Annotated in this window: 15 protein-coding genes and 1 pseudogene; 7 read left to right on the top strand and 9 right to left on the bottom strand. The window is 64.2% G+C overall.

Translation table 11 applies throughout. The features are described from left to right. The first annotated feature begins 23 nt into the window (after positions 1-23). The 4 genes from RFN30_RS15840 to RFN30_RS15825 all read left to right on the top strand — a co-directional run bounded on the left by RFN30_RS15840 (position 24) and on the right by RFN30_RS15825 (position 4,050). Entirely contained in the window at positions 24-1,634 is a 1,611-nt protein-coding gene (locus RFN30_RS15840) for a phosphoenolpyruvate carboxykinase (protein WP_320263023.1), read from the top strand. A gap of 82 nt (positions 1,635-1,716) precedes the next feature. After that, positions 1,717-2,154, top strand: coding sequence for an alternative ribosome rescue aminoacyl-tRNA hydrolase ArfB (arfB, locus tag RFN30_RS15835; RefSeq protein WP_320263022.1), 438 nt, complete (start codon positions 1,717-1,719; stop codon positions 2,152-2,154). A gap of 91 nt (positions 2,155-2,245) precedes the next feature. Continuing rightward, positions 2,246-2,866 carry an alpha-ketoglutarate-dependent dioxygenase AlkB family protein gene (locus tag RFN30_RS15830; protein ID WP_320263021.1) on the top strand — a complete coding sequence of 207 codons (621 nt, stop codon included), beginning with the start codon at positions 2,246-2,248 and terminating at the stop codon, positions 2,864-2,866. Between the two features lie 59 nt (positions 2,867-2,925). Next, a complete protein-coding gene (locus RFN30_RS15825) occupies positions 2,926-4,050 on the top strand; it encodes a phosphatase PAP2 family protein (RefSeq protein WP_320263020.1) in 1,125 nt (374 codons plus the stop codon). Between the two features lie 38 nt (positions 4,051-4,088). Here RFN30_RS15825 and coaA read toward each other — a convergent pair whose 3' ends face one another. The 9 genes from coaA to hisB all read right to left on the bottom strand — a co-directional run bounded on the left by coaA (position 4,089) and on the right by hisB (position 9,923). Beyond that, positions 4,089-5,048: a type I pantothenate kinase gene (gene coaA, locus RFN30_RS15820; RefSeq protein WP_320263019.1), complete on the bottom strand. Its 960-nt coding sequence runs from the start codon at positions 5,046-5,048 to the stop codon at positions 4,089-4,091. A gap of 84 nt (positions 5,049-5,132) precedes the next feature. Further along, the gene (locus RFN30_RS15815; protein ID WP_320263018.1) at positions 5,133-5,456 is read right to left on the bottom strand and encodes a phosphoribosyl-ATP diphosphatase; all 324 of its coding nucleotides are present in this window, start codon (positions 5,454-5,456) and stop codon (positions 5,133-5,135) included. Between the two features lie 71 nt (positions 5,457-5,527). Beyond that, positions 5,528-6,322 carry an imidazole glycerol phosphate synthase subunit HisF gene (gene hisF / locus RFN30_RS15810; RefSeq protein WP_320263143.1) on the bottom strand — a complete coding sequence of 265 codons (795 nt, stop codon included), beginning with the start codon at positions 6,320-6,322 and terminating at the stop codon, positions 5,528-5,530. Beyond that, positions 6,319-7,158, bottom strand: a complete 840-nt coding sequence (locus tag RFN30_RS15805) for an arginase family protein (protein WP_320263017.1) — start codon at positions 7,156-7,158, stop codon at positions 6,319-6,321. The genes hisF and RFN30_RS15805 overlap by 4 nt, the downstream gene beginning before the upstream one ends. Beyond that, on the bottom strand, positions 7,158-7,901 hold the full coding sequence (hisA, locus tag RFN30_RS15800; protein WP_320263016.1) for a 1-(5-phosphoribosyl)-5-[(5-phosphoribosylamino)methylideneamino]imidazole-4-carboxamide isomerase: 744 nt from the start codon (positions 7,899-7,901) through the stop codon (positions 7,158-7,160). The genes RFN30_RS15805 and hisA overlap by 1 nt, the downstream gene beginning before the upstream one ends. A 2-nt stretch (positions 7,902-7,903) precedes the next feature. Next, positions 7,904-8,194: a DUF1330 domain-containing protein gene (locus tag RFN30_RS15795; protein ID WP_320263015.1), complete on the bottom strand. Its 291-nt coding sequence runs from the start codon at positions 8,192-8,194 to the stop codon at positions 7,904-7,906. Then, positions 8,191-8,841 (bottom strand): imidazole glycerol phosphate synthase subunit HisH, encoded by a 651-nt coding sequence (gene hisH, locus RFN30_RS15790; RefSeq protein WP_320263014.1) that lies wholly within the window; start codon positions 8,839-8,841, stop codon positions 8,191-8,193. Before hisH ends, RFN30_RS15795 begins: the two co-directional genes overlap by 4 nt. A 1-nt stretch (position 8,842) precedes the next feature. After that, on the bottom strand, positions 8,843-9,319 hold the full coding sequence (locus tag RFN30_RS15785; protein ID WP_320263013.1) for a DUF2628 domain-containing protein: 477 nt from the start codon (positions 9,317-9,319) through the stop codon (positions 8,843-8,845). 4 nt (positions 9,320-9,323) lie between these two features. After that, positions 9,324-9,923: an imidazoleglycerol-phosphate dehydratase HisB gene (hisB, locus tag RFN30_RS15780; RefSeq protein ID WP_320263012.1), complete on the bottom strand. Its 600-nt coding sequence runs from the start codon at positions 9,921-9,923 to the stop codon at positions 9,324-9,326. Between the two features lie 194 nt (positions 9,924-10,117). Here hisB and hslV point away from each other — a divergent pair, with 194 nt between their 5' ends. From hslV to RFN30_RS15765, 3 genes and pseudogenes are all read left to right on the top strand, one after another. Beyond that, entirely contained in the window at positions 10,118-10,669 is a 552-nt protein-coding gene (gene hslV / locus RFN30_RS15775) for an ATP-dependent protease subunit HslV (RefSeq protein WP_320263011.1), read from the top strand. Between the two features lie 50 nt (positions 10,670-10,719). Then, positions 10,720-11,239 (top strand): annotated as a pseudogene (locus RFN30_RS15770) (GNAT family N-acetyltransferase). A 5-nt stretch (positions 11,240-11,244) separates the two neighbouring features. Then, positions 11,245-11,844, top strand: coding sequence for a DUF2585 domain-containing protein (locus RFN30_RS15765; RefSeq protein ID WP_320263142.1), 600 nt, complete (start codon positions 11,245-11,247; stop codon positions 11,842-11,844). The last annotated feature ends 5 nt before the right edge of the window (positions 11,845-11,849 follow it).

The following is an 11,849-nucleotide window of genomic DNA, read 5'->3' as shown; positions in this document are numbered from 1 at the left end:
GCCAAATCCAGAGAGGAAATTTGATGTCGGAAGCCGGCAAACGCAACCCCGACTGCGCCATTGACGCGATCGGCCTGAAAACCACGGGCACGGTGCGATACAATTTCGGTGCTGCCGCGCTCTATGAGGAAGCGATCCGCCGCGGCGAGGCGAAATTGACGGCGCAGGGCGCGCTGGTTGCCGAGACCGGCCAGCACACCGGCCGCTCGCCGAAGGACAAGTTCGTCGTGCGCGACGGCAACACCGGGCCGCATGTCTGGTGGGACAACAACAAGGCGATCTCGCCGGCTGAGTTCGAGGCGCTCCTTGCCGATTTCCGCGCCCACGCGATGGCCAAGGATCTCTATGTGCAGGACCTCGTCGGCGGCGCCGACGCCGAGTTCCGGTTGCCGGTTCGGGTCGTCACCGAATTCGCCTGGCATTCGCTGTTCATCCGCAATCTCTTGATCCGCCCGCAAGCCTCGGAGCTCGACCGTTTCGTGCCGGAGATGACGATCATCGACCTGCCGTCCTTCCGCGCCGATCCGGCCCGCCACGGTACCCGCGCCGAGACGGTGATCGCGGTCGATCTGACGCGCAAGATCGTGCTGATCGGCGGCACGTCCTATGCCGGCGAGATGAAGAAGTCGGTGTTCACCATGCTGAACTACATGTTGCCGGAAAAGGGCGTGATGCCGATGCATTGCTCGGCCAATGAGGGACCCGCCGGCGATGCGGCCGTCTTCTTCGGCCTGTCCGGTACCGGCAAGACCACGCTGTCGGCCGATCCGTCACGCACGCTGATCGGCGACGACGAGCATGGCTGGGGTCCGCGCGGCATCTTCAACTTCGAGGGCGGCTGCTACGCCAAGACCATCAGGCTGTCGGCCGAGGCGGAGCCGGAGATCTTCGCCACCACGCAGCGCTTCGGCACGGTGCTGGAGAATGTGATTCTGGACGCCGGCCGCGTGCCGGATTTCGACGACGGCAGCCTGACCGAGAACACGCGCTGCGCCTATCCGCTGGACTTTATCCCCAATGCCTCGAGGACCGGCAGCGCCGGCCATCCGAAGAACATCATCATGCTGACCGCCGATGCCTTCGGCGTCATGCCGCCGATCGCCAGGCTGACGCCGGCGCAGGCGATGTATCACTTCCTTTCCGGCTACACCGCCAAGGTCGCCGGAACCGAGAAGGGCGTCACCGAGCCTGAGGCGACGTTCTCGACCTGCTTCGGCGCGCCCTTTATGCCGCGCCATCCGTCCGAGTACGGCAACCTGCTGCGCGAGCTGATCGCCAGCCATGGTGTCGATTGCTGGCTGGTCAACACCGGCTGGACCGGCGGCGCCTATGGCACCGGCCGCCGCATGCCGATCAAGGTGACGCGCGCTCTGCTCGGTGCTGCGCTCGACGGCTCGCTCAATGCAGCCAAATTCCGCACCGACGCCAATTTCGGCTTCGAGGTGCCAGTGGCGGTTCCGGGCGTCGATGGCGCCATTCTCGATCCGCGCTCGACCTGGGCCGACAAGGCGGCCTATGACCGGCAGGCTGCGAAGCTGGTCAACATGTTCGCCGTCAACTTCGAGAAGTTCGAAAAGCATGTCGATGCTGCCATCCTCGGCGCGGCGCCGCACCTGCAGGAGGCGGCCGAATAACAGCAGCCGCAGGCATATTCCTCCAGGGCCCGGCTTCTGCCGGGCCTTTTCTTTTTCCTGCCGCCGCGCCATGACTGCGCGCATGAGTGCCGACGACAGGATCATCATCGCCAGCGACGCGGTCATCCATCCGGGCGACCTGCATGAGGATTTCATTCGCTCGTCCGGCCCGGGGGGCCAGAATGTCAACAAGGTGGCGACCGCCGTGCAGTTGCGCTTCGACGCCGCAAACGCGTCGGGCCTGTCGGAGCGGGTGCGCGAGCGCGCCATCAGGCTCGCCGGCCAGCGGGCCACCAAGGACGGCGTCATCGTCATTGAGGCCGGGCGCTTCCGCACCCAGGAGCAGAATCGCGCCGACGCGCGGGCGCGGCTGACCGCACTGGTCGCCAAGGCGGCCGAGCCGCCGCCGCCGCCGCGCAAGAAGACGAAGCCATCAAAGGGCGCCGTCGAGCGCCGCCTCAAGACCAAGGCCGGGCGCGCGACGGTGAAGAAGCTGCGCGGCCGCATCGACAGCGACTGACAAACTGCATCTCGGAACAGGAGCGGCGGCTTTCGGGTCGCCGTTTTCGTTTGTCGGTGGCATGCTTGGCGGCGTTAACCGGATCATTCCTATGCTCATTCTGCCCAAGGGCGTTCGCCACATGCCGGGCTACATCGCACGCCCCGCCCAGGAAGCGCTGGTGGACGAGATCAGGCGCGTGGTGCAGGCCGCGCCGCTTTACGTGCCGGCCATGCCGCGCAGCGGCAAGGAGATGAGCGTGCGCATGACCAATTGCGGCGTGCTCGGCTGGGTGACGGACCGCGAGCGCGGCTATCGTTACCAGCCGACGCACCCGGTGACGGGCGAGCCGTGGCCGCCGATCCCCGAGGCGTTGATGCAATTGTGGCGCGAGGTGTCGGCCTATGCGCATCCGCCGGAAGCCTGCCTCGTCAATTTCTATTCGGCGGACGCCAAGATGGGCTTGCACCAGGACCGCGACGAGCAGGATTTCGCCGCGCCCGTCGTCTCGGTGTCGCTGGGCGACGACTGCCTGTTCCGGGTCGGCCAGACCACGCGCGAAGGCGGCACGAAGTCGTTCCGCCTGAAGAGCGGCGATGTCGTCGTACTCGGCGGCGAGGGTCGCCTCTGCTTCCACGGCGTCGATCGCATCTACCCCGCGACCTCGGCGCTGTTGAAGAATGGCGGCCGCATCAATCTGACGCTGCGGCGGGTGACGGTGCCCGCAAGCTAACCAAATCTATAGTTTTCTCCCATAAAGACGGTCAGCTATTGCAGCTTGGGGCGACGGCAATGACGGAAAGCTATTCGGTCCTGCGCGGCCTGTGGGCGATCGTCAGGGAGGCAGCCCAACTCGTTCGCAGGGATGCGGCTCTCTATCTGGCCATCGTCATCTATGTTTTGGCCGGGCTGATCTTTCTGAACGCGATAGGCGCCGCCGATCGCCTCGCCTTCTCGATATATTTCGGGTCCTGGATTTCTTTCAACGGCTTCGTATTGCCCACAATAACCGTTCTTGCCGACGCGATTTTCATCATACATCGCTTCAATTCCCGGCGACGTCTGGTCGTGAAACGGGTGTTTTCCACCGAGCGGTTGGCATACTCGCTATCGGGATTGTGCCTTCTCATGGCGCTCATGATCTTTCAGGGCAACTTCACGTCCGTGAAAAACGGCATGGCGGTCTGGCAGGGCGGTTTTCGATACGACGTTATGCAGGCCAACATCGACGCGTTCCTCCATTTCGGCACCGATCCATGGCGCTGGCTCTACTCCGTGGCCGAAAACGATCGGGTGCGCGACATAGTGGAGTGGAACTACAACGTCTTCTGGTTTCTGCTGAATTTCGGCGCCTTGTTCTTCGTCGCGACATCGCCAATGGTGGCATCGGTCCGAACGCGCTATCTCGCCTGTTTCATGGCAGTCTGGATCCTCGTCGGGAACATCCTGGCGGCGCTGTTTTTGTCGGCAGGTCCGGCATTTTACGGCGCGGTCACCGGAGACACGGCGCGGTTCGGCGAACAGCTTGCCTTCCTCGCCCGCGGGGCCGCGTCAAGCAACTCCGCTGCTGCCTATCAGGAATATCTATGGTCGCTGTACGAGGCCAAGCGGACCGCTTTTGCCACGGGTATCTCGGCGTTTCCCAGCGTTCACGTCGGTCTTGCGATGCTCAACGCATTGTTCGTGCGCGAATACAGCCGCCTTCTCGGCGCCGTCGCTCTGCTCTACGTGGCCTTTGTTGCGGTCAGTTCGGTCTATCTGGCGTGGCACTATGCGATAGACGGCTATGTCGCCGTCATCGTCGTGTCCGTGATTTACGTCGTGGCCCGCAAACTGATCCCTGCGGACCGTCGGCTCGTGCCGAGCATGCCGGCCCGAACCGTCGATTGTCCCGTGGCGGCCGCCACCGTTTTCTGAGGCCCGCCCCCTGTCGAAGCCGGCGCCGCCGGACTCGATCAGAGTTTCCGCAGCGCCACCTCTTCGATCAGGTGGTTGGTGCCCTTGCGCAGGATGAGGTCGGCCCGCGCCCTGGTCGGCAGGATATTCTCGCGCAGGTTCTTCAGGTTGATGTTGCTCCACAGGCCCTCGGCGATGGCGCGCGCGGCATCTTCCGACAGCTGCGAATAGCGGTGGAAGAAGGAGTCCGGATTGCGGAAGGCGGTTTCGCGCAGGCGCATGAAGCGCTGGGTGTACCACTGGTGGATCAGCTTCTCGTCGGCATCGATATAGATGGCGAAATCGAAGAAGTCGGACAGGAACGGCACGATCTTGCCGTCCTTCGGCAGCTTGCCCGGCTGCAGGACGTTGATGCCTTCGAAGATCAATATGTCCGGCCTGTCGATGGTGACGAATTCGCCGGGAATGACGTCATAGGTCAGGTGCGAGTAGACCGGCGCCCGGACGTCGCGTTGCGCCGACTTGATGCCGGACAGGAACCTCAGCAGCGCGCCGACATCGTAGCTTTCAGGAAAGCCCTTGCGCTCCATCAGATTGTTGCGGCGCAGGATCTCGTTGGGCAAGAGGAAGCCGTCGGTGGTGATGAGATCGACCTTCGGACTCGACGGCCAGCGCGCCAGCAATTCCTTGAGCACGCGGGCCGTGGTCGATTTGCCGACCGCGACCGAACCGGCGATGCCGATGATGAAAGGCGTCTTGACCACGTCCTGCGCATTGAAGAAGGCCTGCCGCTGCCTGAACAGCAGCTGGCTCGCCTCGACATGCGCCGAAAGCAGGCGGGACAGTGACAGGTAAATGCGCTTGACCTCTTCGAGGTCGACCGGGTCGTTGAGCGACCGCAGCCGGTCGATCTCGTCTTCGGTCAGCGTGAGCGGCGTGTCGGCGCGGAATTGCGACCATTGCTCGGCGGAGAAGAAACGAAAGGGGGAGTATTTCTCGGTCGGAGCAAGCTGGTCCATCGGGTCTCCTGCCCTCCTAGAGCATGATGCCGAAAAGTGCGAAGCGGTTTTCGGGCGACATCATGCTCTATCCGTCTCTTTCGATCAGCCCCGGGGCCGGGACGCCTTTTCGGCGACGCCCGAGCGGCCGGTGCGGCCTTCGAGCTCCTTCAGCACGTCGTCCAAAGGAATGCCGGCGATGCCGAGGACGACCAGCCAATGATATAGAAGATCGGCGCTTTCCGATACGAGGGCCTGCCTGTCGCCGCGAATGGCGGCGATCACGGCCTCGACCGCTTCCTCGCCGAGCTTCTGCGCTGCCTTGTCGATGCCCTTGGCGAACAGCTTCGCCGTCCACGACTCCGGGTCGCCGGAATGGGCGCGCTGATGGATGATCGTTTCCAGCTCGGCGAGGGAAAATTGAGCCATGGCAGTCATCTATCTGCTTGTTTAAGCATGATCTTTTCCGAAAACCGGTTCCCACTTTTCGGGATCATGCTTTAAGCCCGATGGGCGGCCGAGTCCAGCCGCATCGGCAGGCCGGCCTTGGCCATATGCGCCTTAGCTTCGGCGATGGTGTAGGTGCCGAAATGGAAGATCGAGGCGGCAAGCACCGCGCCGGCATGCCCGTCGCGGATGCCTTCGACCATGTGGTCAAGCGTGCCGACGCCGCCTGAAGCGATCACCGGCACGCGCACCGTGTCGGCGATGGCGCGGGTCAGCGCGATGTCGTAGCCGGCCTTGGTGCCGTCGCGGTCCATCGAGGTAAGCAGGATCTCGCCGGCGCCGCGCTCGACCATCTTCCTGGCGAAGTCGACCGCGTCGATGCCGGTCTTCTCGCGCCCGCCATGGGTGAAGATCTCCCATCGGTCGGCCTCGCCGGTCGCCGACACCTTCTTGGCGTCGATCGCCACGACGATGCACTGGTTGCCGAATTTGTCGGCGGCTTCCGCGACGAAATCGGGGTTCTTCACCGCCGCCGTGTTGATCGACACCTTGTCGGCGCCGGCCAAAAGCAGCTTTCTGATGTCGGCCACCTGGCGCACGCCGCCGCCGACGGTCAGCGGCATGAAGCATTGCTCGGCCGTGCGGGCGACGACGTCGAAGATCGTCTCGCGATTGTCGGACGATGCGGTGATGTCGAGGAAGCAGAGTTCGTCGGCACCCGCCGCGTCGTAGGCCTTGGCGGCCTCGACCGGATCGCCGGCGTCGATCAGGTCGACGAAATTGACGCCCTTGACCACGCGGCCGTTCTTGACGTCGAGGCAGGGAATGACGCGGGCTTTCAGCATCAGCGGCCCTCCATGGTCGACAGCAGGTCGACCACCAGCTCGCCGACCAGCGGCGGCACGTCGCCCTTCGGGTCGAAGGCCGGATCGTAGGCGGAAATGGTGAGGCCGGCGATCGTCAGCGGACCGGCCAGGCCGCACATCGCGGTGCGCACCTGCTCCGGCGCCGGGCCGCCGGGCGTTGTATAGCCGTTGGCCTGCAGCTTTTCCGGGTCATGCACGTCGAGGTCGACATGCATATGGATGCGCTCGGCGCCCGTGGCTTTCAGTTTCGCTGCGGCGCCGGCCCAGTCAGGACACTCGGTGCGGATGATCGGCAGCTTCTCCAAAAGCTCTTTCTCGGCCGGATCGAGATCGCGCGCGTTGACCAGCACGCAACGGGCTGGGTCGATTGGCTTGAACCCTGGAACCTGCGCCGCCATCCGTCGCCAGCACAGGCCAAGCACCGTCGCCAGCGCCATGCCGTCGAGAAAGCCTGAGGTGGAGGTGTCGGGTGTGTTGAGGTCGCCATGCTGGTCGGCCCAGATGATGGCGTCCGCGCCCTCGCCGGCCACCGCGCCGGCGCTGGTCAGGCAATTGCCGGCCAGAACGATGGGAAGCCGCCCGTTGTCCAGCGCGATGCGGACTTCGCCCGACACGGCATTGCAGACGGCAAATCCGGTGCCGATCTCGCGCTCCTGTTCGTCCTCGACCACCTTGCCGATGTCGCGCAACTCGACATCGTGGCCGGCGAGCTTCAGCGCCTCGGCCAGCCCGCCGGAGATCAGCGCGTCAGGACCCTGGCCGCAGCCGCCGTGAAAATGGCCGCTGTCGTAGGACGCCAGGATGATCGAGATATTCACTATTCTGCCTCCATCTCCTCGCCGCGCAGGATCGCCAGCGCTTCCGCCGGGTCGATGCGCCCGTCATAGAGCGCGCGGCCGGAGATCGCGCCTTCGAGCCTCTTCGCATCGGGCATGGTCATGCGCACGATATCGGCGATCGAGGCCAGCCCGCCGGAAGCGATCACCGGGACCGACACCGCCTCGGCGAGATCGATGGTGGCGTCCCAGTTGATGCCGGAAAGCACGCCGTCGCGGTCGATATCGGTGTAGATGATGGCGGCGACACCGGCGCCTTCGAACTTCTTCGCCAATTCGATAACGCCGAGCTCCGAGGCTTCGGCCCAGCCCTCGACGGCGACCTTACCGCCCTTGGCGTCGATGCCGACGGCGATCTTGCCGGGAAAGGCCTTGCAGGCTTGCTTCACCAGTTCGGGCTGGCGCACAGCCACGGTGCCCAGGATGACCCGCGCCAGGCCGCGGTCCAGCCAGTCCTCGATCTGCGCCAGCGTGCGGATGCCGCCGCCGAGCTGCACCGGGTTCTTCGTCGCCTTGAGGATGGCGCCGACCGCCGCGGAATTGACGCTCTGGCCCTTGAAGGCGCCGTTGAGGTCGACGACATGCAGCCACTCGAAGCCCTGCTCCTCGAAGGCTCTTGCCTGGGCCGCCGGGTCATCGTTGTAGATGGTGGCGGTTGCCATGTCGCCGTGCTTCAGGCGCACGCATTTGCCGTCCTTGAGGTCTATTGCCGGAAACAGGATCACGGTCAGGCGCCCTCGACGATGACGAAATGGCCGGTCGACGCCGCCAGCCGGAACTTCAAGGCTTCCTGGTACTCCGGCGACTCGTAGCAGGCGAGCGCCGTTTCGTAGGATGAAAACTCCACCACCACATGGCGGTTCCCCGTCGGCCCCTCCGGATTTGTGTAGCGTCCGGCGCGGACCGGAAACTTGGCGCCATATTTGGCGAAGGCCTTTGCGTTGGCCTCGATGTAGTTGTTGTACGCGCCCGGGTCGCGGACGTCGATCATCGCGATCCAATAGCCCTTCTTGCTCATGGCTTCCACCTCAGGAAATTGGTGATCAGCGCCAGGCCGAGCGCCTGACTCTTTTCCGGATGGAACTGCGTGCCGGCGAGGTTGTCGCGGGCCACCGCCGCCGTCACCGGGCCGCCATAGTCGGCCGTCGCCAGCACCTCGGCGGGGTTCCTCGCTTCCAGGTGGTAGGAATGAACGAAATAGGCGTGCAGTCCCTTCGGGCCGGTCTCGATGCCCGAAAACAGCGGATGCTTGCGTTGAAGCTCGATCGTGTTCCAGCCGATCTGCGGGATCTTCAGCGCCGGGTCCTTCGGCGTGATTTCCTTGACGTCGCCGGCAATCCAGCCAAAACCCTTGGTGATGGTCTTTTCCAGCCCGCGTTCCGACATCAATTGCATGCCGACGCAGATGCCGAGGAAAGGCCGTCCTTTGCGAAGCGCCGCCTCTTCCACCGCGTCCCACATGCCGGCCACGGCACGCAGGCCGGCGGCGCAATCGGCATAGGCGCCGACGCCGGGCAGCACGATGCGGTCGGCGCTGCGCACCCGCTCGGCGTCGGCGGTGAGATCGATGGTCGCGGCAATCCCCGCCTCATGCGCGGCGCGCTCGAAGGCCTTGGTGGCCGAGCGCAGATTGCCCAAGCCGTAGTCGATGATCGCTACCCGCATGTCAGGGCCTTCCAGGCGTATGGGTCAGCCCCAGCGCCATGCCCGTCTGCGCCGGGCGCGCCTGGCTCGTGTCGGGAACGATGCGCGGCATGGGTGCCTGCTCTTCGGTGCGCTCGTCGGCTTCCAGCGCGTGGCGGAGCTCGGCATCATCGAGCCTGCCGGCCTCGACGACGCCCCATTCCCGCCAGCCGCGACGGCGCAGCGCCGATATCCGCAGGCCTTGACCCTCGAGCCCGATATAGAGCGACACCAACAGCGACAGGCCCGAACCGGCCCATTCGAGGCCGAGCGTTTCGCCGAGCACCGACAGGACCACCATGACCGCGAAAGTGACTGCGGCCTCGATCCACAGCCGGTGCCAGGCGAGCCAGACCGGCGAGAACAGGAAGCCGAGCCAGGTGAAGCCGTCGCGCACCAGGGTCGCATCCTCGGCCTTGTTGCCGCCTGTCGGCGGCTCCATCACGACATAGATGGCCATAGGGCTATCCTTTCAGGGATCCCTTGGTGGACGGCACCGCATCGGGCTGGCGCGGGTCGGGCTCCAGCGCCGCGCGCAGGGCCCTGGCCACGGCCTTGAAGCAGGTCTCGGCGATATGGTGGTTGTTGGCGCCGTAATGGTTGGTCACATGCAGCGTTATGCCTGCATTCTGCGCCAGCGCCTGGAAGAATTCGCGCACCAGCTCGGTGTCGAACGTGCCGATCTTGGGCGACGAGAAGGCGACGTTCCAGACCAGGAACGGCCGGCCGGAAACATCGATCGCGGCCCGGGTCAGGGTCTCGTCCATGGCAAGGTCGATCGAGGCATAGCGCATGATGCCGCGCCGCTCGCCCAAAGCCTTGCCCAGCGCCTGGCCGATCGCGATGCCGGTATCCTCGACCGTGTGGTGGTCGTCGATGTGCAGATCGCCCTTGGCCTTGATCGTCATGTCGATCAGCGAATGGCGCGACAGCTGGTCGAGCATATGGTCGAAGAAGCCGACGCCCGTCGAAATGTCGGATTTGCCCGTGCCGTCGACATGGACCGACACGGAAATCTCGGTTTCCTTGGTCTTGCGGCTGATTTCTGCGGAACGGGGCGGCATCAGTCTGTCCTGTTCAGGGGCGCGGGCTTGAAAACGAGAGCCTTCTATCAGCATGATCCGGTGATTGCCAGTTGCCATTCCGGGCGGTATCGGCGGTTTGCAATCACTCGCTCTATGCATACATATGGCAATCAAAAGTCACTCGTCCCGCGCCAATCGCCTTTTAAAAGGGATAGCGCGAATCGGAGCTCGAAATGTCGAATGAACTGACCATGCACGCCACGACCATCGTCAGCGTGCGCAAGGGCAACAAGGTTGTGATCGCCGGCGACGGCCAGGTCAGCCTTGGCCAGACCATCATGAAGGGCAACGCCCGCAAGGTGCGCCGCATCGGCAAGGGCGGCAGCGTCATTGCCGGTTTTGCCGGCGCCACCGCCGACGCCTTCACCCTGCTTGAGCGCCTCGAGGCCAAGCTCGAACAATATCCCGACCAGTTGACGCGCGCCTGCGTCGAGCTCGCCAAGGACTGGCGCACCGACCGCTATCTGCGCCGCCTGGAGGCGATGATGCTGGTCGCCGACAGGTCCGTCTCGCTGGCGCTGACCGGTACCGGCGACGTGCTCGAGCCCGAACACGGCGTCATGGCCATCGGCTCCGGCGGCAACTACGCGCTGGCCGCCGCCCGCGCGCTGATGGACACCGACAAGGACGCCGAGGAGATCGCCCGCAGGGCGATGCAGATCGCGGCCGATATCTGCGTCTACACCAACAGCAGCTTCGTCGTCGAAACGCTCGATGCCGCCTGAGGCAGCCGGCCATGATCCCAAAAAGTGGGAACCGGTTTTTGGAAAAGATCATGGTCGAACGGGACGATAGCTACGATTTTCGGCCGGTCACCGAAAAGGACCTGCCGATGATCGCCCGCTGGCTTGCCCAGCCGCATATTGCCGAATGGTGGGACGATCCGCAAAAGGAGATCGCCGAGATCCGCGAGCACATCGATTCGGTTTCGGTGGAGCCGCTGATCGTCGAGCTGGACGGCAGGCCGATCGCCTACCTGCAAAGCTACGATCCGCATCTCGAGGACGACCATCCTTACGCCGACCAGCCGTTCGGCACGCTGGGCATCGATCTGTCGATCGGCCCGCCGGACCTGGTCGGCATCGGCCATGGCTCGGCCATCGTTCGCCAGTTCGTCGAGGCGCTGTTCGAGGAAGGCGCGCCGCGCGTCATCATCGATCCGCATCCCGACAGTGGCCGCGCCATCCGCGCCTTTGAAAAGGCCGGCTTCAGGCCGATCGGCCCAATCGGAATATGGGGACGTCGTGCTGATGGCCGTCGATGCGGCCGAAAGCGACGAAGCAGAGGGGAATTGACCGCAATGACCGCATCCGGGGAAGACAAGACGCTTTCTGCCTATGAAGACAGCTGGCGCATGGGGCTGCTGCTCGTGCTCGCCTTGGTCATCTTCCAGACCGGCGCCCTCTATGGCATGGGCCATCCGCCGATCTGCACCTGCGGCTACGTCAAACTCTGGCACGGCGTGGTGAACAGTTCGGAGAACTCCCAGCACATCGCCGACTGGTACACCTTCTCGCACATCATCCACGGCTTCCTGTTCTATGCGCTGGCCTGGGCGCTGTTCCCGCGCTCGCCGGTCGGGCTGCGGCTGGCCTTCGCCGTTCTCATCGAAGGCGGCTGGGAGCTGTTGGAAAACAGCCCGTTCATTATCGACCGCTACCGCGCCGGCACTATCTCTCTCAACTATTACGGCGACAGCGTCATCAACTCGGTGTCCGACACGCTGTTCATGGCGCTGGGATTTGTGATGGCGCGAAAGCTCCCTATATGGGTGATCGTGGCCCTGGCGCTCATTTTCGAGTTCGGCACGGGCTACATCATCCGGGACAATCTGACGCTCAACGTGATCATGCTGCTGCATCCGTTCGAGTCCATCAAGCAGTGGCAAAGTGGAATTTGAGTATT

The organism is Mesorhizobium dulcispinae (genome assembly GCF_033977345.1).
Taxonomy (GTDB): domain Bacteria; phylum Pseudomonadota; class Alphaproteobacteria; order Rhizobiales; family Rhizobiaceae; genus Mesorhizobium; species Mesorhizobium dulcispinae.
Note: the sequence above shows the minus strand (reverse complement) of the source record. Positions and strands in the feature narration are given on the sequence as shown.